We start from the raw sequence: 24,009 nt of genomic DNA, 5'->3' as shown, positions 1-24,009 counted from the left end.
CGAACGTCTGCCATGCCCGCGCCGGCGCACGCCACGCCCCCCCACCTGCTACCATTCCCCCGCAACCCCAGCCAGCCCACCCGCGCAGACAGATGCAGGTCGGGCCGTCGCAGTACGGCCCAGCGAGCCAGGACACCTTCCCGTGCCCATTCAAGGACGCTCGCATGTTCCGTAATCCTCTCTTCCGCTCGGCCGCCCTGGCCCTTGCTGTATCGCTCAGCCTCGGCGTGCCTTCGGCATTCGCCGATAACGCGCCCGCCGCCAGCGCCACCACCGCCGTGCAGCGCCAGGCCGTGGCCAAGGGCCTGTACGAGCTGGCCTATAGCCCGAAACAGAACGCCGTGTTCGTGGCCTCCTCCGGCGGCTTCGGCGATGACGCCGGCCCGGCCCAGGTGCTGCGCCTGAACCCGGCCACGCTGGCCGTGGAAACCCGTATCCCGCTGGAGCGCAAGGCGTTCGGTGTGGTGCTGGATGACGCTCACAACCGCCTGTACGTAGGCAACACCGTGGACCTGTCGGTGACGGTGGTCGACACCGCGCAGAACAAGGCCGTCGGCACCATCCAGCTGATGGAGAAGAAGACCGGCAAAGATGGCAAGGCTGCCTACACCCACGACCTGCGCGAGCTGGTGGTCGACAGCGCGGCCAACCGCCTGTACGTGACCGGCCACAGCAGCCAGCCGGACGTGAGCAGCGTGCTGTTCGTGATCGATACCACCACGCTGAGGGTGATCAACACCATCGATGGCCTGGGCAATGCCAAGGCACCGGGCCTGGCGCTGGATGCCGCCAACAAGCGCGTCTACACCAGCAACCTGTTGGCCGAGCTGGTGGTGGTGGGTACCGATTCGAACAAGGTGGTGGCGCAGCACAGGATCGCCGCCGAGCAGCCGATGAACATCGCGCTGGATCCGGCCGGCAAGCGCCTGTTCGTGACCGACCAGGGCTCGGAATTCCTGCGTGGCTACCAGGCCAAGAGCAGCGGCCTGGTCAGCAAGCATCCGGGCCAGCGCGTGCTGGCGCTCGACCGCAGCACCGGTAAGGAACTGGCCAGCATCCCGACCGACGCCGGCCCGCTGGGTATCCTGCTGGATGCACCGCGCAAGCGCCTGTACGTCACCAACCGCGAAGCCGGTACGGTGACGGCCTACAACAGTGACAGCTACCAGAAGGTGGCGACCTACAAGGTGCCGACCCACCCGAACAGCCTGGCGCTGGATGCGAAGAACAACGTGCTGTTCGTGAGCATCAAGAACGGCGAGAAGGATGACAAGGGCGCTGACGAGAGCGTGGCGCGGATTCAGCTGTAACGAGCAAAAGTCGGCCGCGCTTGAGAGAGGCGCGGCCGATTCATTGGGTTCTACGCAATACGATATCGATAGGCGAGAGCTTGCAGGTTCGCATCTGAGATTTGCCACGGCTGCTGAATGTGCGCGGTTCCGCCGGCGCAAACGGGTATGCCGTCGTGCGACTGCAGTTGGATACCGTGGACGACGAACAGGCCGTTGTTCGGATGATGCTTTAGGTGGTGCTGCACTTCGTTCTTGGTGAGCACGATGTCCCCCAATCCGCCGGTGGTTCCCTTCACCTCGATGTAGTGAACCTGGCCTTCTTTTCTGATCTCCAGATCGTAAGGGGCCGTGGCACTCATATCCTTGATTTCATATCCCGCATTGCCGAAGTGCTCCTTGGCAAGTGCCATCGCCTGCAGCTCCACTGCCCGGCGCTGAGGTTGCGTGAGCCCAAAGCCCTGTCCAGACTTCTTGCGACCTGAGGTGGTTTCTTCGATCGCTTCGACCACTGCAATAACATCCGGTGAAGTTTGGCCGCTACGCTTCTGGGCCGGCTCACCTCGATAGATGTTCTTCAGTAGACGCGCCATCGTGAGCATGTCGGCGCGCAATTGGTCATCGGATGGAACGTGATCCTTGGCGTAGAAATACGAAACAGCTGTGGTGCTTTCGTAAGCCTTTGCCAGAGAGCCGTCACCCAAAGTCATGGATTTGAGTAGTCGTGGATCCGCGGTGATGTCATTCTCAAGTATCTCCAAGGCCCATCTGGTTAGGCGCTGGGTCTCGCCAGGGGAACGCTTGATAAAATCGCCATCAATCTTCTCGGTAGAAGCATGGGAGACCGCTAGATAGACGCCGGAGCCATCCTCGCGGAACAGCCACACCACATACCAGCCCTTGGTTGCGGTGGGCGAGCGTGCTTCAGATGCGAAACGAACCCACGGAACTTGGGACTTTCTGCCGATCCCATCACGCCCAACAAGTAAAAAATCCCCCGGCTCGATGTCTGATGCAAGGCGAAGTTGCTCGGCGTTCTCGCTAAGCAGCTTAGGTAGCCGATACTTGATGATCTGGCCGCGAGCCTGCATGGCAGTTGTCGGCAATGAACTGTATTGAGGCTGCAGTTCCATCACCTTCTGCAATTCGTCCCTGATACCCACGACGCCCCCTGCGCTCTTTTCGATAGGCGCAATTAATGCATGCAGGGGTATCGATCCGCAATGCGTATCAAGCTGGAGTCATTGGCGCCAAGGCTTGTCGTTTGTGGATGATTTGGCGCAGATGTGGCCAGTAGCGCCCGTAGTTCGAGGTAAACGGGGCTACGGTCGGGATGGTGTGTGATTGGGCTGAGTCTCAAGTAGGGCGCTGCAGTTCAGCGGGCGCCCTGGTCACGTGTTGGCCGGCTCTGAGCAGCGCCGGCGTGGTTACCCCATCCGCGGAGTGGGATTTTGCATTTCCTGCGCCTGCGGCTCGACCTGCTGCTGCACACCCAGCCCCAACTTCTGCATCGACTGCTCCACCGGCGTCTGTACCGCCACGGCCGTGGGCATCATCGCGCGCAGGTGCGCCGGATTGGCCGGGTCGCCCTGCACCACGAAGACGTTGTGCCCGGCCGGGTGCTGGGCCGTGGCGTTGCTGACCAGCACGTGGTCGACCTGCTGCAGGCCCTGCTCGCGGGCGAGTACGGTCAGGCTGGCGGTCAGGCGTTCGCTGGTCTGGTCGAACGGACGTCCATGCTGGGCGTCCAGTGCGGCCACGCCCTGACGGATCTGCTGGTTGAGGCCGTAGTCGGGGTGGTTGGGGGTGATCTCTGCCATGGCGATCGAACGGTAGCGGTGGGTCGGGGTGAACCCCGCCAGTATAGATCCGGCCGGTGAAGGGCGCCGGAAAGGTCAGTCCGCCGGCCGATGGTCATAGCTGATCACCCGTTCGGCCAGCCAGTGCCCGTCGACGCGGCGCCAGACCTGGATGAAACGGGCCTGGCCGACCCAGTGCTCCAGGCCGTCCTTGCCGCGCTCGTGGAAGCGGTGGTCGCCGATTTCCAGCGCCCGCTCGTCGTGCAGCGGGAATACCTGCAGCGAGGAGTCCACCAGCTCGCGCCGCAGGCGCCAGCCGTCCTTGCGCGCGTTGTCGCACAGGTTGGCCACGCTGCGGCGGAAATCCTCGCGGTTGCTGGCCGACTTGCCGTCCTTGTCATGGAAGAACTCCATGTCTTCGGTGGTCATCGCGGCGGCCTTGTCGGCGTCGCAGGCCTCGAAGGCGACGGCGAACAACTGGCTGTCGGCCTGGCGGATCTGTTCGCGCAGGTCATCGACGGGCGACGGTGCGGCGGCGAGGCCGGCGGCCAGCAAGGGCAGGGTGAGCAGCAGCATGGCAAGACTCCCGGGGATGGTCTGCGCAGGCTGGCATGCCGCTGACCGCGGCGGTACGGCGCTGCGACGAAACCGGGAAGGCGGGGTGCGAAGGCCGCGATTGCCGGTGCGGCTTCGCGTTGCGGCATGTGCAGGCGATGTCACGGGCGGGCGTGATTCCCTCACGGCTGCCACAGGACGCGGCCGCTAGCCTGCACTCCTCCCCTTCCACAGGAGCGTCCATGCCTGCTTCCCGAATCCGCCTGCATGTTGAAGATACCGGTGGCGACGGCCGCCCGGTGATCCTGATCCACGGCTGGCCGCTGTCTGCCGATGCCTGGAAGACCCAGGTGGCGATCCTGCGCGATGCCCAGCACCGCGTGATCAGCTACGACCGGCGCGGTTTCGGCCGCTCCGACAAACCGGCCGAGGGCTATGACTACGACACCCTCGCGGCGGATCTGGCGGGGTTGATCGAGGAACGTGACCTGCGCGATGTCACCCTGGTCGGTTTCTCGATGGGCGGTGGCGAGGTGGCGCGCTACGTGGCCAACCACGGCCAGGATCGCCTGCACAGTGTGGTGTTCGCTGCGGCGGTGCCGCCGTTCCTGCTGCGCAGTGACGACAACCCGGAGGGGCCGCTGACCCAGGACAAGGCCGATGAAATGCGCAGCGGATTGGAGAAGGACCGCGAGGCGTTCTTCGACGGCTTCACCCGCGACTTCTTCAGCGCCAATGGCCAGTTGATGGTGACCGAAGAAACGCGCCAGGCGGCGATCGCGCTGTGCCATCAATCCGACCAGACGGCGGCACTGGGCTGCATGCACGCGTTTGCCACTACTGATTTTCGGGATGACCTGAAAAAGATCACGGTGCCGACCTTGATCCTGCACGGTGACAGCGATGCCATCGTGCCGTTCGAGGGCTCCGGCCAGCGTACCCACAAGGCCATCAAAGGCAGCGAAGTGGTGATCCTGGAAGGCGCGCCACATGGCTGCAACACCAGCCACGCCGACCGCTTCAATCTGGCCCTGCTGAACTTCCTGAAGCGCTAAGCTGCGGCCATGCGCCAGACCAGAACACCCCCGTGGAAGAAGCCCAACCCCAAGGGCCAGACATCGCAACCGCTATCGGATGCGCAGAAGGCGGCGGCACGGCAACGTGCCGAGGAGAACGGGCGGCGCTATCCCAACCTGGTCGACAACATGTGGGCGGCGAAGCTGCCGCGTGGGTCGTGATTCAAAGGCTGGCTGTGGGCCTGGTGTAGCGCCGAGCCGATGCTCGGCTGGCGCGCGGGGCGCGGGCCAGCCGGAGAAGGGGCAAAGGGCAGCGGAGCATGGGCTCGGCGCTAAGGGCCGGGCAGTGGCTGCCAGCCCGACTCCCTCCATGGCGCAACCTCGCGTTGCTGTACGTCAATGGCCTCGATTGGCAACCCGGCCAGCCGTGCCAGTTCCGCACGCAGCATTTCGGTGTCCAACGGCAGCGCGACGGCCACCTGCAGGCGGTCGCCCTGCTGCCGGACCTGCACGGGCACGACCGCATGGGCTTCATGCTCACCGCCGGTGCGACCGATCGGGTAGCGCATCGCCGTGGGCCGCCCCAGCTGTGCGAGCGCGGGTTGCCATGCCCGCAGCACGACGGGCTGTGCGGCCACGGGAACCTGCGCCTCGACGACGGTTCCCGCATAACCGGTGAGATTGTCCACCATCACCTGGAAGCGTGCGCCATCGGGGATGACCAGCACGGTGGCGATCAGCGCCATCAGCGAGAGGATGGCCGCAGCGATGTGCCAGCTGCGGGGTGCGGTGGCGGCGCGGGTTGCCGTACGCAGGCCCGGCTTGCGCCGCAGCTTGCGCGCGTAGATGCGTCGATCCTTCCTGCGGGGGCTGCTGCTGTGCTCCGGCAGGTTCAACGGGACGCGTGGCATCCGGGCGACGCGCGCATTGATCAGGCGCGAGAGCAGCCACCATGCGAGCACGAACGCCAGCAGTGGCAGCAGCGTTCGTACCACCAGATACAGCATCACCATCGGGAACATCCTGCTTGGCACACACGGATTCAATCAACCTCGTCATCGTAACGGCGCTGCGTGGTGCGTGTCGCATCCGCCAGCCGACACGTGCGAAGCGCTTGGTTAGGATGGCTCTTTGCTGTCATGGATGAACCGATGAGCGCCGCCACTTCCCGAATCCGCCGCATCTGTGGGCAGGGGCCGATCCTGTTGATGCTCCAGTGGGTCGCGCTGCTGTCTGTGGTGCTGGCTGCCGGCTTCTTCCATTACCGCGTGGAGCTGTTGCTGGAGCCGGTGACGGTGGCCTGTGGGGGCCCGGACGCGCAGGCGCGATTGCAGGTTGCCGAACAGGTGATGGCGCGTGCGGGCGCACTGGATGACTGGCAACCCCTGGGCTGGATTCCATGGGTAGGCCTGGTGCTGGCCTTGCTGGGGGCCATGGCGGTATGCGCAAGCCGTGCGCTGTGGCTGCGCGATCGGCTGCGCACGGCGAACGTGGCGCTTATGGTGCTGCACGGTGGCGCACTGGCTTTGGCCGGATGGGTACTGCACCTGTACGAGGATGCATGGAGTAATGTGGCGCGGCTGTCACCCACGGCGTGCCTGGTGGAGCTGGTGTCGGAGGGCGATGTACCGCTGGAGCAGGCGCAGCGCGTGGTGTTCCACATCCTGACGCGCGTGAACGCGCCACTGCTGCGTAATCCGGATGATCTGGCGCTGGTGTTGACGGTGCTGTTGTTGGCCGCGATGGCCGGCGGCGTTGCCCTGTGGCGTGCGATCGCGCGGGCCCGGGCGGGCTGAGCACGCTCGGCGGCGCGCGGCAATCGCGCTACAGTCGACGCCTCGCCACTCCAGGGAAGACCCGATGCGCTTGTTGCTGCGTGCGTTGCCGTTGTTGCTGTGTTCGCTGGCGGTACATGCCGCCGAGGTGGATCGCCGTATCGCGGTGACCATCGATGACCTGCCATGGGCACGGCTGGACCAGATCGTGCCGCCGGACCTGCAGGCGCGGCATGAGGCGTTGATGGCCCAGCTGCGTCAGGCAGGCGTGCCGGTGGTCGGCTTCGTCAACGAGAACAAGCTTGAGGTGGACGGACAGGTGCAGCCGGCGCGGGTGCAGATGCTGCGCGACTGGCGTGATGCGGGCTATGTGCTGGGCAACCACACCTATTCGCACATGGATCTGAATGCGAGGGGCGTGGCGGCGTTCCAGCAGGATTTCCTGCGCGGCGAGACGGTGCTGCGGCCGCTGCTGGCCGAGAAGGGGCAGGCGCCGCAGTGGATGCGCCACCCTTACCTGCGTGCCGGGCGCACCGCGGATGAGCGCGTGCAGATGGATGTGTTCTTCAAGCAGCATGGCTACCGCGTGGCACCGGTGACGGTGGACAACGGTGAGTGGGTGTGGGCGTTCGCCTATGCCAACGTGATGAACGAGCAGGCGGACTCGCCCGCGCGCGCGGCGACGCTGGCGCAGCTGCGCAAGGGCTACGTGCCGTACATGCTGAACAAGCTGGACTATTACGAGAAACAATCGCAGGCGCTGCTGGGGTACGCGCTGCCGCAGGTGTGGCTGATGCACGCCAATGAGCTCAACGCGGCCACCTTCGCCGAACTGGTGGCGGCCACGAAGCGCCGCGGCTATCGCTTCATTTCGCTGGACGAGGCGATGCGTGACCCGGCCTATGCGCGGGGTGCCGAGGGCTACAACGGCCGCTATGGCCCTAGCTGGCTGCACCGCTGGGCGATGGCGGAGAACAAGCCGAAGGACTTCTACGCCGGCGAGCCCGAGGTGCCGGCGTGGGTGATGAAGCTGGCCAAGGTCGATTCGGAGTAAGGCTCAGCGCTTGACGGCCAGCACGCCGTCCAGCGCCAGTTCGGCCTTGAAACCAGCCTTTTCCAGGCGCTTGGCCACTTCGCGCGGCACGTCGCGGCCGCTGGTCAGCTTGTTCGGCGCACCGGTGTAGTGGAACAGGCGGCCGCCCTTGCGGATCACGCGGGCGAGGTGGTCGTAGAACACCTGTGAGTACAGCTCGCCGGCGATGCCGAAGCGCGGGGGGTCGTGCAGGATCGCGTCGACACTGTTGCTGGCCACCTGTTCGATCTGCTGCGAGACGTCGCCGTGGCTGAACTGCAGGCGGCCACCGGCGGCAGCCGAGTCCGGATCCGGCGACCACGGGTTGAGCGTGCGCAGCCACATCACATCGGCGTTCTTCTCGAACGAGCGGATCTGGCCGACACCGGCTTCCAGCGCACAGGCAGCGAAGTAGCCGAGGCCACCGCAGGTATCGAGGATGACCTTGCCGGCCGGGGCGACCAGCTCCACCTTGCGGCGTGCATCCTCGAACGGCGACAGCTTCGAGGTCGGCAGCATCTTGATGCCGTCGATCTCGAAGGTCGGTGCGCCCCATTCGGTCGGCACCAGCTTGATCAGCGAGCCGCTGTAGCGCGAGATCGGCGCGAAGTCCTCGCCATCCCAGTAGTACAGGGTGCGGTCCTTCAGCTTGCCCGGCCAGGGATAGGGCTGGCCCCGGAAGTGGAAGCCGTCCGCATCGAGCGCCACGCTGTCCTGGCTGCGCCCGAGGTCGAGCGAGCCCTGCCAGTCGGCGGCGCCCTTTTCATGGGCACGGCGCAGGGTATCGGCGCTGTCGCGGGTCAGCAGGGGGCCGGTGTAATGGGGCACGGCGGGTACCGGGGCGGTTCGGGGGAGGGCATGGTACCGCAGCTGTTGTAGAGCCGAGCCTGCCCTAGGCTCCACCATGCCTGCATCCACGCATGGCGTGGATCTACTGCAAACGTAGCCGAGCGTGGGCTCGGCTCTACAGTTCAATCGCACTTCACCGCATACACCGGCCCAGCCCCGATCAGCATCAGCGCCATGTAGTCGCTGTCGCTGGCCTTGCCCTTCAGCGTCGCGCCCTTGTTGAAGTGGAAGATGCCGAAGCCGCCGGACATGCGGATCAGGGCACTGTCGATCTGGTCGGCGTCGTCGCGAAAGTAGCGGCTGATCTCGCTGGACGTGGCCTTGTGCAGGGCGTTCGGTTCGCGCTGCCACTGCTCGCCACGGCTGAAGGAAACGAAGTACTGGCCGCCTTCCTTGTCGATGCGGAAGTCGGCGGGCTTGCGCGCGCCGGTGGCGAAGCAGCCCTGCAATGGGTCGGCGGAGAAGGGAAGCCGCGCATCGTCGCCGCAGGCAGTGAGCAGCAGGAGGGCACCGGGCAGCAGCAGGTGGAGCGTGCGCATGGGATGTCCCTACAGGGCAGGTGCGGCTAGTGTAGGCAGCACGCGGGCGTGGCCCGTACAGAAATTCGGCAAGGACACAGGGGTTTTCGGATGGCGCAGGGCAAGGCACCGTGGTGCGGCGTGGCCAGTTGGCTGGGGATTGCTGTGGGGTGGGGGGCAGGCACCGTGGCGGCGCAGGCGGCAGTCGCTGCAGGCGGCAATGGCATGGCCGCTGGGCTGGGCGTGGGCGTGCTGGGCGCGGCCTTGGTGGGCGGCGGCCTGGCAGTGGCCGCGCGCGTGCGTGGCGAGCGCTGGCCATGGATCGGCATCAGCGGTGCGGTGCTGAGCGCGCTGCCGCTGCTGATGTACCTGCTGCGGATGATGCTGAAGCTCTGACTGTAGAGCCGAGCCATGCTCGGCTGATGGCCTGCGGCAGCCGAGCATGGCTCGGCTCTACAAGTGCGACGGCAGTCGGACAAAATCAGCTGCGGTGGATCTCCACCGTTACATGCACCAGTTCTTCGTGGATGGCCAGGGCGTTGCGCACGGTATCGGCATCCAGCGTGGCGTCACTGGTGACCACGCTGGCGCTGACCGCGTACTTGCCACGACCGACCTGCCAGACGTGCAGGTCGGCCAGGCGTGCCGGCCACGGGCCCTGTTCGATCACTTCGCGTACTTCGGCCACCACCGGCGCGTCCATCTGCGCGTCGAGCAGGATGCGGCCGCTGTCGCGCAGCAGGCCGACCGCCCACACCGTGACCAGTACGGCGCCAACCAGGCCCATCACCGGGTCCAGCCAGGTCAGGCCGAGCAGCTTGCCGCCGAGCAGGGCGACGATGGCCAGCACCGAGGTGGCGGCGTCGGCCAGCACGTGCACGTAGGCCGAGCGCAGGTTGAGGTCGTGACCGTGCGCATGCCCGTGGTCGTGGTGTTCGTGGCCATGCCCGTGGTCATGGCCGTGGTGATGATGCGCGTGGCCCGGGCTGTCGTGCAGCCACCAGGCACACAGCAGGTTCACGCCCAGCCCGACCGCCGCGATGGCGATGGCTTCGTTGTAGTGGATCGGTGCTGGTACCCACAGCCGCTCCAGCGACTGCACGGCCATCAGCGCGGCCACGCCGAGCAGGGCGATGGCGCTGGTATAGCCGGCCAGGATCTCGATCTTCCAGGTGCCGAAGGCGAAGCGCGGGTCGTGCGCGTAGCGGCGTGCGCAGCGGTACGCAAACACCGAGAGGCCCAGCGCCAGCGCATGCGAACTCATGTGCCAGCCGTCGGCGAGCACGGCCATGGAGTTGAACCACCAGCCGCCGACGATCTCCACGACCATCATGCTGACGGTGAGCCACAGGGCGCGGCGGGTATTGCGTTCGGCCAGCGGGTTGCCGTCGTCGAAGCGGTGTTCGTGGCGACGGGCGGCGGCAAGGGCGTCCAGGTGCATGGGGGCCAGCGGTGGAGTGGATACCCCCATAGGGTATATGATTCCGGCATGGCTCATGTACACAAGCATCGAAAGCAGTTGCTGACCCGGGTGCGCCGCATCGGCGGACAGGTGGCGGCGTTGGAGCAGGCGCTGGACAGGCCGGAGGGTGAGGCCGGCGACTGTGCGGACGTGCTGGTGCAGGTTGCCGCCGTGCGCGGTGCCGCCCATAGCCTGCTGATGGAGCTGCTGCACGAGCACCTGCAGGAACACGTGGTGGGCGCCGAAGACCCGCAGCAGCGGGCGGCCGAGGCCCAGGTGCTGGTCGAGCTGCTGCGCCGCTACGGCAAATGACCAGGTAGTGCCGGCCGCTGGCTGGCGACTGCAGGTTGTCTTCCCCGTTCATGAGGTTGCCGGCCAGCGGCCGGCACTACCCGTGGCGGTGTCGCGCGTTCCAGATATGCGTGGCGGCCAGCAGCAGGCTGCCGGTGACCGTCATCGGTGTTTCCCAGTCGTGCGAGGGCAGCGCCAACGCGCCGGCCAGCAGCAGGCCGAGCCCGGCGCCGGCGGTGGCCCAGGCCAGCACGGGCAGCGGGTGACGGCGTTCTGCCCGCCACAGCGCGTAGCCGGTCAGCGGCAAGGCGATGGCCACGAACAGCAGATGCACCCATTCCGCTTCGGCCCACGTGCCGAACAGCGGCAGCGCGGCGGCAAGCAGGGGCAGCGCCAGGCAGTGCAGCAGGCACAGGCTGGACAGGGCGACCGCGCTGGCATCAAGCAGGGCGGCAGAAGGCGACTTCATGGGGGGAGGTTCCTTGCGCAGAAATTGTTATACAGTAACATTTCCGTTCCGCAGCCAACCCGCTCCGACATGAACACTGTTTCCCGCGCCGACCGTCGCCTTCCGGTCACCGTGCTGTCCGGCTTCCTCGGGGCCGGCAAGACCACCCTGCTCAACCAGATCCTGCGCAACCGCGAGGGCTTGCGTGTGGCGGTCATCGTCAACGACATGAGCGAGGTCAACATCGATGCGCAGCTGGTACGCGAGGGCGGCGCCGAACTGCGCCGCACCGAAGAGACGCTGGTGGAGTTCAGCAATGGCTGCATCTGCTGCACGCTGCGCGATGACCTGCTGCAGGAAGTGCGGCGCATGGCCGATGCGGGGCGCTATGACTATCTGCTGATCGAGTCGACGGGCATCGGTGAGCCGATGCCGGTGGCGGCCACCTTCGCGGTACGCGACTATCAGGGCTTCAGCCTGAGTGACATCGCGCGCCTGGACACGATGGTGACGGTGGTGGATGGCAGCGCGTTTCTCGCCGACTTCGGCTCGACGCTGCGCCTGGCCGAGCGTGGCCAGCAGGCTGGGCGGGATGACGATCGCGGCGTGGTCGACCTGCTGTGCGAACAGGTCGAGTTCGCCGACGTGATCGTGGTCAGCAAGGTCGATCAGACCGATGACGAAGTGCTGCAGGACACGCTGGCCGTGCTGCGTGGCCTGAACCGCGACGCGAAACTGCTGCTGTCCAGCTTCGGTGACGTGCCGCTGGCCGAGCTGCTGGACACCGGTCGCTTCGACTTCGAGCGTGCGCAACGTGCGCCGGGCTGGGTAAAGGAGCTGCGTGGCGAGCACACGCCGGAAACCGAGGAGTACGGCATCGCCAGTTTCGTCTACCGCTCGCGGCGACCGTTCCATCCCGCGCGTTTCGCCCGCGCGTTGCAGTCGGGCATGCCGGGCGTGATCCGCAGCAAGGGCTGGTTCTGGCTGGCCAACCGCATGGACTGGGTGGGCGAGCTGAACACCGTAGGTGCCGCGACGCGGACGCAGGCGGCGGGGTTCTGGTACGCCGCTCGCGATCGCGTGCGTGCCGGGCTGGAGGACACGCCGCCGTTGCTGCCGCCCACGCCGCTGCCGTACAGCGACCTGGGCTGGGCGCGGCAGCAGGCCGATTGCTGGAGCGCACCGTTGCCGGGGCCGGAAGACTTCCCGGATGCGGCCGCGCACTCGGCGATGCAGCGCCTGTGGCACCCGTTGTGGGGGGATCGCCGCCAGGAGCTGGTGGTGATCGGCGTGCACATGGATGAGCGTGCGGTACGTGCGGAACTGGATGCCTGCCTGCTCAACGACCAGGAGCTGCGTGCGGGCCCGCTGCTGTGGCATCAGTTGCCGCAGGCGTTCCCGGTGTGGAAGCGGTGACGGTGCACTGAGGATCCATGGGCTGCCGGCCAGCGGCCGGCACTACCCCTGGTCGATACACCATCCACGCATGGCGTGGATCTACAAGGCGTCACGCCACTGCCAACCCCCGGTGCTCACCTGCAACACCTGCGTCGGCTGCAACGCCTGCAGCAGGTGCCGGTCGTGGCTGACCATCACCAGCGCGCCCGGCCATGCCACCAGCAGTTCTTCCAACGCCTGCAGGGCACCCAGATCGAGCGCATTGCCGGGCTCGTCCAGCAGCAGCATCTGCGGTGCGGGATCGGCATACAGCACGCTGGCCAGCGCGCCTTTCACCCGTTCGCCATCGCTGAGGTGATGGGCTGCACGCTGGATGCGTTGCGCGTCCAGCCCGAGCAGGGCCAGCCGTGTGCGCAGTTCACCGGTATCGGCCGCCGGGTTGGCAGCCTGCACGGTGTCGAGAATGCTGCGCTCGCCGGAGAGCCCCAGCAGCTGCTGGTCGAGCAGCGCCAGTGGTGCATGCCGTTGTACGTTGCCACTGCGTGCAGGCAACTGGCCGGCCAACACTCGCAACAGCGTGGACTTGCCACTGCCGTTGTCACCAACCACGGCGATGCGCTGGCCGCGGCGGATGTCCAGCTGCAACGGCGCGCGGCAGCCATGCGGCAGCACCAGCGACTCGGCCTGCAGCAGGCGTGCGCTGCCGCGTTCCCCCTCACCGGCAAACAGTGCGAGCTCCGGTGTGGCGTGAACCGCCGAGGCCGCAGCGCGCAGCTGGTCTGCGCTGGCCTGCAGGCGCTCGGCCTGTACCTGCTGTGCGCGGCCGTGGCTGCCCTCTGCACGTTGTTTCTGTCGGCCGAGCAGGATCGGCGCCTGGTTGGCCTGCTTTGCATCGCGATTGCCACGTGCCTGGCGTTGCTGCTGGCGTTCGTGCTGTTCGCGCGCACTGCGCTGCTGCTGCCGGTGCTGGGCGCGGGCGTGGTCGAGCTGTGCCGCGGCCGCTTCGCGTTCGGCGGCACGCGCGTCGGCGTAGTGCTGCCACGGCCCGCCATAGCGATGCAGCCCGCGCGCGTCGAGCTCGACGATCTGCTGCATGTGCGCCAGCAGTTCCCGATCATGGCTGATCACCAGCAGGCCGCCGCGCCACTGCTGCAACCGTTCGTACAACTGCTGGCGATGGCGGGCATCGAGGTGGTTGCTGGGTTCGTCCAGGATCAGCCAATCAGCGCCGCTGGCCCAGGCGCCGGACAGCGCCACCTGCATGGCCTGGCCGCCACTGAGGCGCGCGGCGGGTTGGGCCGGATCGAGGTCGTCGGGCAGCCGTAGCGCCTGCCATTGCTGCTGCAGGCGCTCGCGCAGGTCCCAACGGTCGCCGACGCAGGCGAAGTCGGCCTCGTCCACGCTGCCGGCTTCGATGCGTTGCAGTGCGGCCAGTTCAGCGCCAACGCCGGCCAGTTCACCGACCGTGCCAGCGGGTGGATAGCCGGGCGTCGGCAACAGGAACACGCGGCCGCTGCCGCGTACCTGCCCGTTCTCTGGCTGCACCCGGCCGGCGAGCAGGCGTGCGAGCACGCTCTTGCCAGCGCCATTGGCACCGACCAGGCCGGTGGCGACCGGATCGAAGGAAAACGTCAGATCGGAAAACAGCGGGCGGCCGTCGGCCAGTCGATACGACACGCGATCGAGCGTGAGGGAATACGGGGTCATGCGACCTCCATGGATGCCGGGTTCTCCCCTGCGCGCAGGGGCGGGAAGAGTCAGGCCGTCTGATGGGAAGACGGCGGCATCAATGGCGCATTGGTCGCGAGCCTCTTGGAGGAATGAGGGGCCAGTATAGCGGGACTGGCTGAATGGCTGCGTGCAGCGGTAGAGCCGAGCCATGCTCGGCTGACCTTAAGCACCACGCATGGCGTGGATCTACGGCACGGTACCCAGGCGGGCGCCGACGAAGTCGATGAACACCCGCAGCTTCGGCAGTACGTGTCGGCCCGAAGGCCACAGCAGGTGGAAGGTGCCGCAGGAGTGCACATGATCCTCCAGCACGGTGACCAGGCGGCCGTCGGCCAGCGCATCGCGCACCGAGTGCACCGGCACGAAGGCCAGGCCGACATCACGCAGTGCCAGCGCCACCCGCGCTTCGATGGTGTTGGCCACCATGTGCACCGGAAGTTCCTGCGGTGCTTCGTCATCGGGCCAGTGGATCGGCCACGGCTCCAGCTTGCCGGTGCTGGGGAAGCGATAGTGCAGCAGCGTGTGCTGCATCAGTTCCGCCGGCGTGCGCGGAACCCCGCGGCGCTGCAGGTAGCCCGGCGAGGCGATTACACGGCGCGGGAACACCCCCAGCCGGCGTGCGTTCATCCGCGAGTCGCTGGGTTCACCGACGCGCAGCACCGCATCGAAGCCTTCCTCGATGACATCGACCAGGCGGTCGCTGAAATCCAGGTCGAGGCGGATGTCCGGATACGCCGCCATGAACTCGGCCATCAACGGCAGGGTGAGATCGCCGACCAGCGGCAGGCTGATGCGCAGCGTGCCGCTGGGCGTGGCGTGCGGTTGTGCCAGCTCGGTGCGTGCGGCATCGCGCTCGTCGAGGATGCGCCGGCAGCGCGCCAGGAACAGCTGGCCCTCGGCGGTGAGCGTGATGCTGCGCGTGCTGCGGTGGAACAGGCGCACGCCCAGTGCATGCTCCAGCCGGGCAACGCACTTGCCGGCGGCAGATGCGGAGATGCCCTGCAGGCGCCCGGTCTCGACGAAGCTGCGCGTGTCGGCGGCGTGCACGAAGGTCTGCAGGTTGGCGAGATTGTCCAGGACTGACATCGGCGTAGGGGCAATGAAAGCGGCAGGGTAGGGGCGGCGTGATCACGGCGGGCGGCGCCGCCACCGCAACACTCTGGTGCAGGGTGGCGGCGCCTGCTGTTGCGGCCTTGCAGTTCCGGCCATCATGCCGATTGCGGACTCCACGGTCCATGATGCCCGGAGCGGCAACCGGCTTTTTGCGCTGCGCCGTGCTGCCTAACGTGGCGGGCCTCTCCCCACGGATCACCGCGATGAATGCCGCTCTTTCCCTCGAACCTGCACCGATGCTGCCTTCGGTGCAGCGGCTGCTGCAGCAGGTCCACCCGACGCGCCTGGTCGGTGCGGTGGTGCTGGTGTGCGAGCACGGCGTGCTGCGCCATGCCAGCGCGACCGGGCAGGCCGATCGCGAGTCGGCCCTGCCGATGCAGCACGATCAGCTGTTCCGGCTGGCATCGGTCAGCAAGCCGCTGTTGAGCACGGTGATCCTGCGCCTGGTGGCCGAGGGCGTGCTCGACCTCGATGCGCCGGTGCAGCGCTGGCTGCCGGACTTCCGGCCGGCGCTGGCCGATGGCCGCAGGCCGCCGATCAGCCTGCGCCAGCTGCTCAGCCACAGCAGCGGGCTGGGCTACCGTTTCCTGGAAGCCGATGCGCACGGACCGTACGCCCGGGCCGGCGTCAGCGATGGCATGGACGCCAACCCGGTGTCCCTGGCCGAGAACGTGCGCCGTATCGCACAGGCGCCGCTGCTGTTCGAACCGGGCAGCCAATGGCTGTACTCGTTGGGCGTGGACGTGGCCGGTGCAGTGGCCGAAGCGGCGACCGGTGAAACGCTGCAGGTGCTGTTCGAGCGTTTGCTGGCTGCCCCCCTGGGCCTGCGCGATACCGCGTTCGCCACGCGCGCTGCCGCACGGCTGGCCACGCCGTATGTGAGCGACACGCCCCAGCCGCATCGCCTGCAGGAAGGGGAGGTGGTCGTGCCGTTCGAGGGAACGGTGGGCATCGAGTACAGCCTTGCGCGTGCCCTCGATGCCAGCCGTTTCGCTTCGGCCGGCGCCGGCCTGGTGGGTACTGCCGATGACGTGATGTCGGTGCTGGAGGCGCTGCGTGACGTGCAGCGCTCCGGCCTGCTGCCGCCCGCGCTGGCGGCAGAGATGGCCAGCCCGCAGGTGGGCGAATTTGGGCCGCCGGAACCGGCCGGCTGGGGCTTCGGGCTGGGCTTTGCAGTACTGCGCGAGGCCGCTGCCAGCGGCACGCCGCAGCGCGAAGGCACCTGGCGCTGGGGCGGCGCTTATGGGCACAGCTGGTTTGTTGATCCGGCGCGTGGGCTGAGCGTGGTGGCGCTGACCAACACCCTGTACGAAGGCATGGATGGTGCCTTCGTCGATGACCTGCGCGATGCGGTCTATGCAGACCTGGAGGCTGCGCGATGAGCGGCCACGCCATCGATGCGGCCAGCCCGGCCGGTGAGGCCACACGCTTGCCGTGGGCGGGCCTGCTGGCGCTGGCAGGCGGCGGCTTCATCACCCTGTTGACCGAGACCCTGCCGGCCGGCGTGCTGCGACCGATGGGCGACAGCCTGGGCGTGAGTGATGCGGCGGTGGGCCAGCTGGTGAGCGTGTATGCGCTGGGCTCGGTGATGGCAGCACTGCCGATGACGGCGTTGACCCAGCGCCTGCCGCGGCGTCCGCTGTTGCTGGCGGCCATCGCTGGCTTCGTGGTGGTCAACACGTTGACGGCGCTGAGCAGCAGCTATGCGCTGATCCTTGCTGCGCGTTTCCTGGCCGGGGTGAGCGGTGGCCTGCTGTGGTCACTGGTGGCTGGCTATGCCGCACGCATGGTGGTGCCGTCGCTGCAGGGGCGCGCGATCGCGGTGGCGATGGTGGGATCGCCGTTGGCGCTGTCACTGGGCGTGCCGGCCGGTACGTTGCTGGGCCAGCAGGTCGGCTGGCGCTGGGCGTTCGCGTTGATGAGCGTGCTGGGCGTGGGCCTGCTGGCGTACGCGCGCTGGGCACTGCCGGCGCTGCCAGCGGCCGGTGCCGGTCAACGTGCGTCGCTGGCCAAGGTCTGGCGCATGCCGGGCGTGCGCAGCGCGCTGCTGGTGATGGTGCTGTACGTGCTGGCGCACAACGTGCTCTACACCTACATCGAACCGTTGGCGGTGGAGGCGGGTGCCGGCCCGTGGCTGGACCGGCTGCTGCTCGCCTTCGGCGTGGCGGCGATTGCCGGCATCGGGATTGCTGGTTGGGGCGTGGATCGCCACCTGCGTGCGCTGGTGTGGGCGGCGGTGATCGGCTTCATCGTACCGGTGCTGGCCTTGCTGGTATGGCCCGGCGTGGCCAGCGCGCTGCTGCTGGCGACGATCCTGTGGGGCGTGGCGTTCGGCGCGGTGCCGACCCTGTTCCAGACCGCCTTGGCACGACGCGCCGGCGCCGCTGCGGACCTGGCGCAGTCGATGCTGGTGACCGGCTGGAACCTGGCCATTGCGGCCGGCGGCGTGGCAGGCGGCGTGCTGCTGCAGGCCAGCGGCCCGAGCCAGCTGGGATGGTTGCCGCTGCTGTTGCTGGCGGTGACCGTCGCGTGGTTGCTGGCACGGCCGAAGGCGTGGGCGTAAGCGCCGATCAATGCTGGCGCGGTGCCGGCCAGCGGCCGGCACTACCGTGGGCCGCGCCATCCACGCATGGCGTGGATCTACCGAGTGCAGCGACCCGCGTTTGCTTTCTTCTGTTGATTCCGTGGTAGGGCCGCCGCCGGAACCTGTCAGAGACCGTCCCGGCCAACGCCGGGATAGCTGTACGCGACCCACCACCAGGGGCTCTGCCGTTGGCCGTCCTACTCGATCCCTTCACGCTCGATCGGCACGCTGCGCGGGTTCTGCATGTGCTCGCGTGCAGCGCCGTACTGCTGCTGCCGCTTGTGGTGGAAGGCGACGAACTCATCACGCGGCAGCGGCCGCGAGAACAGCCAGCCCTGGCCGAATTCCACATGCCGGCTGTGCAGGTAGGCCAGCTGCGCTTCGGTTTCCACGCCCTCGGCCACTACCCACAGGCCCAGCTCCTTGGCCATGTCGATGATGTGCGGCGTGACCGGGCTGGTGGCGCTTTCGGTGCCGATCGCATCGATGAACGACTTGTCGATCTTCAGCGCATCCAGTGGCAGCTGCTGCAGGTACTGCAGGCTGGAGAAGCCGACGCCGAAATCGTCGATCGCCACGCTGTGGCCGGCGCGGCGGGCGGCGGCAAGCATGGTGCGCGCGCGGTCCAGGTCGAGGAAGCCACGTTCGGTGGCCTCCATCCAGATCTGCTGCGGCAGGATGCCGCTGCCGGCCATGTGCCGGGAAATCATCTTCAGGGCGCGGCCGCTGCTGATGTCTTCGGCGGCGAGGTTGATCGCGATGTGCGCGCTGCGGTCGGCCACCAGCAGCTCGCGCATGTCGCGCACCACGTTCTCGATCACCAGGTCGGTGACGTCGGCGATCATGCCGGCCTCTTCGGCCAGCGGAATGAACAGGTCCGGCCGCACCTGGGTGCCATCCGGGCGTTGCCAGCGCACCAGCGCCTCGGCACCGACGCAGATGCCGGTGTCCAGTTCGATGATCGGCTGGTAATGCAGGTACAGCTCGCGGCGGCGGATGGCGGTGGCGAGCTCACCGCGCAGCGACAGGCGGCGCCGCGACAGCCAGATCACCAGGCCGGCCCCGGCGGCGGCCAGCAGCAGGCCGACCGGCACGTACAGCCATGCCTGCTGGCGGAAGGCGGCGGCCAGCGCGGTGCGCGGCGTGGTGGCGATGGCCAGCCATTCCTCGTTGCGCGCGCTGGCGAACAGCGTGGCGTGATCCAGGCCTTCGCCGGGGTCGCGCAGCAGTGCCTGCAGCAGGTCCGGATCCAGGCCGGGCTGTTTGGCCAGCAGGCGTCCATCGGGGCTGGCCAGCGCCAGCCGCACGTTCGGGTCGGCAATGACATCGACGAAGCGGCGCGGGTCCACCAGTGCGTCGTAGGACCCATACAGGACCGCCAGCACCTGGCGGCGGCCGCTGATTTCCGGGCGCACATCCACTGCAATGCCTGCGCCATCGCTGGTGACGTGGTCCGGCGTGGGTTGATCCACATCGGACAGGAACGGACCCCACGAGGTGCAGCGCAGCTTGCCACCTTCGAAGTAGCCCATCTGGTCGATCGATGGGGTGGTCATCACCAGGGTCTGCATGCGCCGGATGTGTTCGGGGCTGCAGGGTACGTAGGCGCCGGCCTCGGCCGATTTCAGTGCCGCCAGCGCTTCCTGGTAGGACAGGTCGGAGCGGCGCAGGGTGCGATCGGCGATGTCGCGCAGGCGCTGCTGTTCGACGCTGATCGCGCGGTCCCAGGTGGCGTAGGCCATGACCGCGATCGGCAGCGCAGCGGCCAGCAGGGCCAGGGCGGTGCCGCCGATGATGACGCGCAGCCGGCTCATGGCCGGGGCTCCAGCGGGGCGGGCGGGGCAGGGCGCATGGTGGGCCGGTCCTTGGGCAGGTGCGGCTATCTGAGCATGGCGCCGGGCCGGGCGGAATGGGATCAATACGGTATTCGGTCACATTGTGGTGAAAGCGGCCCGCTTTGACGCAATAGGTCCGTCTGGCGCTGGCGCTCGGCGCCGCGGAGGACTACCGTCGAATGCTTCGCCCGCCCCTTTTGCCCGCGCCCATGACCGAGCCCGCAACGCCCCCCGAGCACCTGCGCCGCAGCCTGTCCAACCGCCACCTGCAACTGATCGCCATCGGCGGTGCCATCGGCACCGGCCTGTTCATGGGATCGGGCAAGACCATCAGCCTGGCCGGCCCCTCCATCGTCTTCGTCTACCTGATCATCGGCGCGATGCTGTTCTTCGTGATGCGCGCGATGGGCGAACTGCTGCTGTCCAACCTGCAGTACAAATCCTTCATCGATTTCTCCACCGACCTGCTCGGCCCGTGGGCCGGGTTCTTCTGTGGATGGACCTACTGGTTCTGCTGGATCGTCACCGCCATCGCCGATGTGATCGCCATTGCCGCCTACGCGCAGTTCTGGTTCCCCGGGCTTGAAGCCTGGAAACCGGCGCTGGCCTGCGTGATGCTGCTGCTGGCATTGAACCTGGTGACGGTGAAGCTGTTCGGCGAAATGGAATTCTGGTTCGCGCTGATCAAGATCGTGGCGATCTGCGCGCTGATCATCACTGGCGCCGGGCTGGTGGCGTGGGGCTTCACCTCACCCAGCGGCCACACCGCGTCGCTGTCGAACCTGTGGAATGACGGTGGCATGTTCCCGATGGGGCTGGTCGGCTTCTTTGCCGGCTTCCAGATTGCGGTGTTCGCCTTCGTCGGCATCGAGCTGGTCGGCACCACCGCCGCCGAAACCGCCGACCCCGAGCGCAACCTGCCCAAGGCGATCAACTCGATCCCGGTGCGCATCATCATCTTCTACGTGCTGGCGCTGATCGCGATCATGGCGGTCACCCCGTGGCGCCAGGTGGTGCCGGACAAGAGCCCGTTCGTGCAGCTGTTCGTGCTGGCCGGCATTCCCGCCGCCGCCAGCCTGATCAACTTCGTGGTGCTGACTTCGGCCACGTCCTCGGCCAACAGCGGCATCTTCTCCACCAGCCGCATGCTGTACGGCCTGGCCGAAGAGGGCCACGCCCCGCGCGGGCTGTCGAAACTGTCGCGCGCCGCAGTGCCGGCCCGTGGCCTGCTGTTCTCGTGCCTGTGCCTGCTGGGCGGCACGCTGCTGATCTACCTGATTCCCAACCTGGTGACCGCCTTCACCCTGGTGACGACACTGGCGACGGTGCTGTTCATCTTCGTCTGGTCGCTGATCCTGGTGGCCTACATGGCCTATCGCCGTCGCTATCCGGAGCGCCATGCTGCATCGATCTTCAAGATGCCCGGCGGCGTCGCGATGTGCTGGGCGTGCCTGGTGTTCTTCGCCGCCGTGCTGGGGCTGCTGAGCCTGCAGGGCGACACCCGCCAGGCGCTGATCGCCAGCCCGGCGTGGTTCGTGCTGCTGGGCGTGGGCTATTGGGTGCGTCGGAGGACCGCGAAGTGATCCGAAGTGGGGTCAGATCCCGTTGCCCAGCAACGGGACCTGACCCGGCAGGTCGCGGGACCCACCCCGCCTCCTCGCGGGAAAACGGCTGTTGCTGTTGAGGTTGCCGGCCAGCGGCCGGCACTACCACGGGTGCAGGACGCCGCCCTGCCGGCCCCCATTCACCCAACATTAGCGGGCACGGCCGGATCATCCGGCCGCCATGTCCCCTCGCCCCCTCCTGCTCGCGCTGTTGCTGCTGCCCAGCCTGTGGCCCGGGCTGGCCGCCGCGCGCACCGTCTACCGCTGCGTGCAGGGCAACACCGTCAGCCTGGCCACCGCGCCGGAGCCGGGATCGCGGTGCACGCCGAAGGAGATCGACGACAACACCGTCCAGACCCCGAACCTGTGGGGCAACATGGGCGTGTTCAGCGGCGTGCTGTACGAGCGCGAACAGGACGGGGCGCTGGTCTACTCCACGCGCAACCTGCCCGGCTCGCGGGTGTTCCTGAAGTTCACCGTGGCCACGCCGCCAGGCGAGCCGGCGCACGAGGGCCTGGGCAAGGTCGGCACGCCGCAGCTGGCGCAGCACGCCCGGCAGTTCAAGGCCGCGTCCAGGGCCACCGGCGTCGATGATGCCTGGCTGCGTGCCATCGCCCACGCCGAAAGCAATTTCGACGCGCTGGCGGTATCCAGCAAGGGCGCACAGGGCGTGATGCAGCTGATGCCCGAAACCGCGCAGGAATACGGGGTGAGCGATCCGTTCTCGCCGCAGCAGTCGATCGAGGGTGGCGCGCGCTACATGCGCGCGCTGCTGCGCCGCTACAACGGCGACCGCCCGTTGGCGGCGGCTGCCTACAACGCGGGCATCGGTGCGGTCACCCGCTACAAGGGCGTGCCGCCCTACGCCGAAACCCTGGCCTACGTGGACAAGGTGATGGCGCTGTACGCACGCTACCGCGAAGCGATGGGCATCCGCACCGAAGTGCCGGCGCGCTAGCGGACGGTGCTGCCTGCACGTGGCGTTGTAGAGCCGAGCCGATGCTCGGCTGCGCCAATTGCAGCCGAGCATCGGCTCGGCTCTACACAAAAAGCCGCTCAGCGCGAGGTGGAGGTGCTGACCAGGTCGTAGCGCTCGATGCGGCCGACGCGTGCCACCTCGGCCTGCACGTCGGCACGCTGCTTGAGTGCACGCCACGCGGCATCGATGCGCACATCGCCCGGCAATGACGGATAGGTGCGCATGTCCTGCAGGCTGGCCAGGGTTTCCCCGCGTTCGATGGGCGAGCGCAGCTGTTCGATCAGCACGGCGGCGGCACCGTCCAGGTTGCCTTCCTCCAGCAGCATTTCGCGATGGAACAGGCGGGCATCCTCGCGCTGGGCCAGGATCACCGCGCGTGCTGCGTCGCGCGCCTCGGCATCACCGCGCTCGCGGGCGGCGGCGAACTGCAGCAGCGCCTGCGCGGCCTTGCCGTAGCCGGCGAGGCCCGGCATGTCATTCACTGCCTGCGCAGCGTCCTGCATGCGCCCCAGCGAACTGAAGACGAAGCCGACATTCATCTGGTGCTCGACACCATCCGGGCCGAGTGCGCCGATGCGTTGGGCCTGTTGCGCCGTGGCCAGTGCCTCATCGGTGCGGCCCAGCCGGCGCAGTGCGGTGAGCCGGCTGTTGAGCAGCCAGGCCACCCATTCCGCTTCGGCGGCGGCAGGTGATTCGCCGTTGCTCGCGGCACCGGCCATGCCCTCGGTCAACGACAGCACTTCCTCGTTGCGGTCCAGCATGAGCAGGGTGGTGCTGAACTCGGCCATGCGCGCGTCCAGTGCACGGTCGAGCAGGCCGGAAACACGCAGTTCATCGAGGTGGCGCTGCGCCGCCTGCACCGGATCGAAGCGCGCATCGCCGCGATCGACATAACGGTCGAAGCGCTTGTCGCTGCGCAGGCGGATGATCTCGGCCGGGCTGTCGATGCGCGCCAGCGTGGCTGGAATGCCGTCGCCACGGCCATTGTCGGCCTGCAGCGTGGCCAGCGTCAGCCACAGCCCGGTGGGCTCCAGGCCGCCACTTTTCCAGCCGTTGTCAAACAGCGCCTGCAGCAGGTCCATGCGCTTCATCGGCTGGTCACGCAGGCGGTACTGCAGGTAGTTGATGGCATGGTGATCAACCGGCAGCGGCGCGTCGGCATGCTGCAGTGCCTTCACCAGGAAGGTGGTGGCTGCGGCCGGCTGGTTGTCCGACAGTTCCACCGACACCTGGGTAAGCAGGATCTGTGCATCCTCCGGCAGGGCCTCCTGCGCCCGCTGCAGGTAGCGGCGGGCCAGGGCCGGCTTCTTCTGCATCAGTGCGGTCCAGCCAGCGACCTGCGAGGCGCGGCCACGATGCTCGGCATCGAAGTCGTCCAGCAGGGGATCCTCCATCAGCCGTTCCATGCTGATCAGCGCGCCCAGCGTGTTGCCACTGCGTGACTGCTGGATGGCCTCATCCCAGCGCGTGGCATAGGCCTGATGCATCGCATCGGCGGTGATTGACGGCTTCTGCGGCGCCACCGTGATCGAAGCAGTGGCGGATGTGCTGGCCAATGCGGCCAGCAGCAGGGCGGTGAGCGGGAGAACGCGGGGCATGGAGAATCTCCATCCGTGGGAACCGCATTGAACCTGCTGCAGCCAGCGAGGACAAGCACGACGGAGCGAATTCTGGCGTTCAGCCGCACAATC

24 protein-coding genes are annotated in these 24,009 nt (G+C 67.5%); 12 read left to right on the top strand and 12 right to left on the bottom strand.

What is annotated here, in order from left to right:
• The first annotated feature begins 164 nt into the window (after positions 1-164).
• On the top strand, positions 165-1,310 hold the full coding sequence (locus tag AC5QAB_RS12315) for a YncE family protein (RefSeq protein ID WP_495233418.1): 1,146 nt from the start codon (positions 165-167) through the stop codon (positions 1,308-1,310).
• Between the two features lie 50 nt (positions 1,311-1,360).
• Here the strand turns inward: AC5QAB_RS12315 and AC5QAB_RS12310 are convergent, their stop codons facing one another.
• From AC5QAB_RS12310 to AC5QAB_RS12300, 3 genes are all read right to left on the bottom strand, one after another.
• Positions 1,361-2,422 (bottom strand): MrcB family domain-containing protein, encoded by a 1,062-nt coding sequence (locus AC5QAB_RS12310; RefSeq protein ID WP_495233417.1) that lies wholly within the window; start codon positions 2,420-2,422, stop codon positions 1,361-1,363.
• Positions 2,423-2,716: 294 nt separating this feature from the next.
• Positions 2,717-3,109 carry an XVIPCD domain-containing protein gene (locus AC5QAB_RS12305; protein WP_032960177.1) on the bottom strand — a complete coding sequence of 131 codons (393 nt, stop codon included), beginning with the start codon at positions 3,107-3,109 and terminating at the stop codon, positions 2,717-2,719.
• Positions 3,110-3,184: 75 nt separating this feature from the next.
• The gene (locus tag AC5QAB_RS12300) at positions 3,185-3,664 is read right to left on the bottom strand and encodes a nuclear transport factor 2 family protein (protein WP_495233416.1); all 480 of its coding nucleotides are present in this window, start codon (positions 3,662-3,664) and stop codon (positions 3,185-3,187) included.
• A gap of 221 nt (positions 3,665-3,885) precedes the next feature.
• Between AC5QAB_RS12300 and AC5QAB_RS12295 the strand changes: the two genes are divergently transcribed.
• Together AC5QAB_RS12295 and AC5QAB_RS12290 are read left to right on the top strand one after the other, a co-directional pair.
• Positions 3,886-4,698 (top strand): alpha/beta fold hydrolase, encoded by an 813-nt coding sequence (locus AC5QAB_RS12295; protein WP_164166813.1) that lies wholly within the window; start codon positions 3,886-3,888, stop codon positions 4,696-4,698.
• A 9-nt stretch (positions 4,699-4,707) separates the two neighbouring features.
• Positions 4,708-4,881, top strand: a complete 174-nt coding sequence (locus AC5QAB_RS12290; protein WP_005415066.1) for a hypothetical protein — start codon at positions 4,708-4,710, stop codon at positions 4,879-4,881.
• Between the two features lie 110 nt (positions 4,882-4,991).
• Here the strand turns inward: AC5QAB_RS12290 and AC5QAB_RS12285 are convergent, their stop codons facing one another.
• Positions 4,992-5,672 (bottom strand): hypothetical protein, encoded by a 681-nt coding sequence (locus tag AC5QAB_RS12285; protein ID WP_049406942.1) that lies wholly within the window; start codon positions 5,670-5,672, stop codon positions 4,992-4,994.
• Between the two features lie 138 nt (positions 5,673-5,810).
• On the opposite strand from AC5QAB_RS12285, the gene AC5QAB_RS12280 reads away from it, so the two are divergent.
• Both AC5QAB_RS12280 and AC5QAB_RS12275 read left to right on the top strand, forming a co-directional pair.
• Entirely contained in the window at positions 5,811-6,455 is a 645-nt protein-coding gene (locus tag AC5QAB_RS12280) for a hypothetical protein (protein ID WP_014645753.1), read from the top strand.
• A gap of 64 nt (positions 6,456-6,519) precedes the next feature.
• Positions 6,520-7,488 (top strand): polysaccharide deacetylase family protein, encoded by a 969-nt coding sequence (locus AC5QAB_RS12275; RefSeq protein ID WP_495233415.1) that lies wholly within the window; start codon positions 6,520-6,522, stop codon positions 7,486-7,488.
• Between the two features lie 3 nt (positions 7,489-7,491).
• Here the strand turns inward: AC5QAB_RS12275 and AC5QAB_RS12270 are convergent, their stop codons facing one another.
• A complete protein-coding gene (locus AC5QAB_RS12270; RefSeq protein WP_258010663.1) occupies positions 7,492-8,412 on the bottom strand; it encodes a class I SAM-dependent methyltransferase in 921 nt (306 codons plus the stop codon).
• A gap of 65 nt (positions 8,413-8,477) precedes the next feature.
• The gene (locus tag AC5QAB_RS12265) at positions 8,478-8,894 is read right to left on the bottom strand and encodes a hypothetical protein (RefSeq protein WP_032961770.1); all 417 of its coding nucleotides are present in this window, start codon (positions 8,892-8,894) and stop codon (positions 8,478-8,480) included.
• A gap of 90 nt (positions 8,895-8,984) precedes the next feature.
• Here AC5QAB_RS12265 and AC5QAB_RS12260 point away from each other — a divergent pair, with 90 nt between their 5' ends.
• Entirely contained in the window at positions 8,985-9,269 is a 285-nt protein-coding gene (locus AC5QAB_RS12260; protein ID WP_032961769.1) for a hypothetical protein, read from the top strand.
• A gap of 85 nt (positions 9,270-9,354) precedes the next feature.
• Here AC5QAB_RS12260 and dmeF read toward each other — a convergent pair whose 3' ends face one another.
• Positions 9,355-10,314, bottom strand: a complete 960-nt coding sequence (gene dmeF, locus AC5QAB_RS12255) for a CDF family Co(II)/Ni(II) efflux transporter DmeF (protein WP_032961767.1) — start codon at positions 10,312-10,314, stop codon at positions 9,355-9,357.
• 48 nt (positions 10,315-10,362) lie between these two features.
• Between dmeF and AC5QAB_RS12250 the strand changes: the two genes are divergently transcribed.
• Entirely contained in the window at positions 10,363-10,647 is a 285-nt protein-coding gene (locus AC5QAB_RS12250) for a metal-sensing transcriptional repressor (protein WP_041863029.1), read from the top strand.
• A 76-nt stretch (positions 10,648-10,723) separates the two neighbouring features.
• On the opposite strand, the gene AC5QAB_RS12245 is transcribed toward AC5QAB_RS12250, so the two are convergent.
• Positions 10,724-11,095 (bottom strand): MerC domain-containing protein, encoded by a 372-nt coding sequence (locus AC5QAB_RS12245; protein ID WP_046428559.1) that lies wholly within the window; start codon positions 11,093-11,095, stop codon positions 10,724-10,726.
• A gap of 69 nt (positions 11,096-11,164) precedes the next feature.
• Here AC5QAB_RS12245 and AC5QAB_RS12240 point away from each other — a divergent pair, with 69 nt between their 5' ends.
• Positions 11,165-12,490 (top strand): GTP-binding protein, encoded by a 1,326-nt coding sequence (locus AC5QAB_RS12240; RefSeq protein WP_495233414.1) that lies wholly within the window; start codon positions 11,165-11,167, stop codon positions 12,488-12,490.
• An 81-nt stretch (positions 12,491-12,571) separates the two neighbouring features.
• On the opposite strand, the gene AC5QAB_RS12235 is transcribed toward AC5QAB_RS12240, so the two are convergent.
• The gene (locus tag AC5QAB_RS12235) at positions 12,572-14,179 is read right to left on the bottom strand and encodes an ATP-binding cassette domain-containing protein (RefSeq protein ID WP_495233413.1); all 1,608 of its coding nucleotides are present in this window, start codon (positions 14,177-14,179) and stop codon (positions 12,572-12,574) included.
• Positions 14,180-14,389: 210 nt separating this feature from the next.
• Positions 14,390-15,289, bottom strand: a complete 900-nt coding sequence (locus AC5QAB_RS12230; protein WP_014645763.1) for a LysR family transcriptional regulator — start codon at positions 15,287-15,289, stop codon at positions 14,390-14,392.
• 230 nt (positions 15,290-15,519) lie between these two features.
• On the opposite strand from AC5QAB_RS12230, the gene AC5QAB_RS12225 reads away from it, so the two are divergent.
• Together AC5QAB_RS12225 and AC5QAB_RS12220 are read left to right on the top strand one after the other, a co-directional pair.
• On the top strand, positions 15,520-16,698 hold the full coding sequence (locus AC5QAB_RS12225; RefSeq protein ID WP_495233412.1) for a serine hydrolase domain-containing protein: 1,179 nt from the start codon (positions 15,520-15,522) through the stop codon (positions 16,696-16,698).
• On the top strand, positions 16,695-17,879 hold the full coding sequence (locus AC5QAB_RS12220) for an MFS transporter (RefSeq protein ID WP_014645765.1): 1,185 nt from the start codon (positions 16,695-16,697) through the stop codon (positions 17,877-17,879). The genes AC5QAB_RS12225 and AC5QAB_RS12220 overlap by 4 nt, the downstream gene beginning before the upstream one ends.
• A gap of 218 nt (positions 17,880-18,097) precedes the next feature.
• Here AC5QAB_RS12220 and AC5QAB_RS12215 read toward each other — a convergent pair whose 3' ends face one another.
• The gene (locus AC5QAB_RS12215) at positions 18,098-19,714 is read right to left on the bottom strand and encodes an EAL domain-containing protein (protein WP_049441460.1); all 1,617 of its coding nucleotides are present in this window, start codon (positions 19,712-19,714) and stop codon (positions 18,098-18,100) included.
• Between the two features lie 230 nt (positions 19,715-19,944).
• Between AC5QAB_RS12215 and cycA the strand changes: the two genes are divergently transcribed.
• Together cycA and AC5QAB_RS12205 are read left to right on the top strand one after the other, a co-directional pair.
• Positions 19,945-21,318, top strand: coding sequence for a D-serine/D-alanine/glycine transporter (gene cycA / locus AC5QAB_RS12210; protein WP_053496312.1), 1,374 nt, complete (start codon positions 19,945-19,947; stop codon positions 21,316-21,318).
• A gap of 202 nt (positions 21,319-21,520) precedes the next feature.
• A complete protein-coding gene (locus tag AC5QAB_RS12205; protein WP_495233411.1) occupies positions 21,521-22,297 on the top strand; it encodes a lytic transglycosylase domain-containing protein in 777 nt (258 codons plus the stop codon).
• Between the two features lie 98 nt (positions 22,298-22,395).
• Here AC5QAB_RS12205 and AC5QAB_RS12200 read toward each other — a convergent pair whose 3' ends face one another.
• Positions 22,396-23,916, bottom strand: a complete 1,521-nt coding sequence (locus AC5QAB_RS12200; protein WP_197575571.1) for a hypothetical protein — start codon at positions 23,914-23,916, stop codon at positions 22,396-22,398.
• Between the last annotated feature and the right edge of the window lie 93 nt (positions 23,917-24,009).

It is taken from the genome of Stenotrophomonas sp. YJH_SMC_127 (assembly GCF_059372445.1).
Note: the sequence above shows the minus strand (reverse complement) of the source record. Positions and strands in the feature narration are given on the sequence as shown.

What these genes read in the sequence shown, in the direction of transcription:
- AC5QAB_RS12310 (WP_495233417.1), bottom strand. Translation starts at nt 2,422, where the DNA reads ATGGAACTGCAGCCTCAATACAGTTCATTGCCGACAACTGCCATGCAG.
- AC5QAB_RS12205 (WP_495233411.1), top strand. Translation starts at nt 21,521, where the DNA reads ATGTCCCCTCGCCCCCTCCTGCTCGCGCTGTTGCTGCTGCCCAGCCTG.
- AC5QAB_RS12260 (WP_032961769.1), top strand. Translation starts at nt 8,985, where the DNA reads ATGGCGCAGGGCAAGGCACCGTGGTGCGGCGTGGCCAGTTGGCTGGGG.
- AC5QAB_RS12280 (WP_014645753.1), top strand. Translation starts at nt 5,811, where the DNA reads ATGAGCGCCGCCACTTCCCGAATCCGCCGCATCTGTGGGCAGGGGCCG.
- AC5QAB_RS12230 (WP_014645763.1), bottom strand. Translation starts at nt 15,289, where the DNA reads ATGTCAGTCCTGGACAATCTCGCCAACCTGCAGACCTTCGTGCACGCC.
- AC5QAB_RS12265 (WP_032961770.1), bottom strand. Translation starts at nt 8,894, where the DNA reads ATGCGCACGCTCCACCTGCTGCTGCCCGGTGCCCTCCTGCTGCTCACT.
- AC5QAB_RS12290 (WP_005415066.1), top strand. Translation starts at nt 4,708, where the DNA reads ATGCGCCAGACCAGAACACCCCCGTGGAAGAAGCCCAACCCCAAGGGC.
- AC5QAB_RS12295 (WP_164166813.1), top strand. Translation starts at nt 3,886, where the DNA reads ATGCCTGCTTCCCGAATCCGCCTGCATGTTGAAGATACCGGTGGCGAC.
- AC5QAB_RS12240 (WP_495233414.1), top strand. Translation starts at nt 11,165, where the DNA reads ATGAACACTGTTTCCCGCGCCGACCGTCGCCTTCCGGTCACCGTGCTG.
- cycA (WP_053496312.1), top strand. Translation starts at nt 19,945, where the DNA reads ATGACCGAGCCCGCAACGCCCCCCGAGCACCTGCGCCGCAGCCTGTCC.
- AC5QAB_RS12215 (WP_049441460.1), bottom strand. Translation starts at nt 19,714, where the DNA reads ATGAGCCGGCTGCGCGTCATCATCGGCGGCACCGCCCTGGCCCTGCTG.
- AC5QAB_RS12285 (WP_049406942.1), bottom strand. Translation starts at nt 5,672, where the DNA reads ATGGTGATGCTGTATCTGGTGGTACGAACGCTGCTGCCACTGCTGGCG.
- AC5QAB_RS12235 (WP_495233413.1), bottom strand. Translation starts at nt 14,179, where the DNA reads ATGACCCCGTATTCCCTCACGCTCGATCGCGTGTCGTATCGACTGGCC.
- AC5QAB_RS12225 (WP_495233412.1), top strand. Translation starts at nt 15,520, where the DNA reads ATGAATGCCGCTCTTTCCCTCGAACCTGCACCGATGCTGCCTTCGGTG.
- AC5QAB_RS12220 (WP_014645765.1), top strand. Translation starts at nt 16,695, where the DNA reads ATGAGCGGCCACGCCATCGATGCGGCCAGCCCGGCCGGTGAGGCCACA.
- AC5QAB_RS12200 (WP_197575571.1), bottom strand. Translation starts at nt 23,916, where the DNA reads ATGCCCCGCGTTCTCCCGCTCACCGCCCTGCTGCTGGCCGCATTGGCC.
- AC5QAB_RS12300 (WP_495233416.1), bottom strand. Translation starts at nt 3,664, where the DNA reads ATGCTGCTGCTCACCCTGCCCTTGCTGGCCGCCGGCCTCGCCGCCGCA.
- dmeF (WP_032961767.1), bottom strand. Translation starts at nt 10,314, where the DNA reads ATGCACCTGGACGCCCTTGCCGCCGCCCGTCGCCACGAACACCGCTTC.
- AC5QAB_RS12305 (WP_032960177.1), bottom strand. Translation starts at nt 3,109, where the DNA reads ATGGCAGAGATCACCCCCAACCACCCCGACTACGGCCTCAACCAGCAG.
- AC5QAB_RS12270 (WP_258010663.1), bottom strand. Translation starts at nt 8,412, where the DNA reads ATGGTGGAGCCTAGGGCAGGCTCGGCTCTACAACAGCTGCGGTACCAT.
- AC5QAB_RS12250 (WP_041863029.1), top strand. Translation starts at nt 10,363, where the DNA reads ATGGCTCATGTACACAAGCATCGAAAGCAGTTGCTGACCCGGGTGCGC.
- AC5QAB_RS12315 (WP_495233418.1), top strand. Translation starts at nt 165, where the DNA reads ATGTTCCGTAATCCTCTCTTCCGCTCGGCCGCCCTGGCCCTTGCTGTA.
- AC5QAB_RS12275 (WP_495233415.1), top strand. Translation starts at nt 6,520, where the DNA reads ATGCGCTTGTTGCTGCGTGCGTTGCCGTTGTTGCTGTGTTCGCTGGCG.
- AC5QAB_RS12245 (WP_046428559.1), bottom strand. Translation starts at nt 11,095, where the DNA reads ATGAAGTCGCCTTCTGCCGCCCTGCTTGATGCCAGCGCGGTCGCCCTG.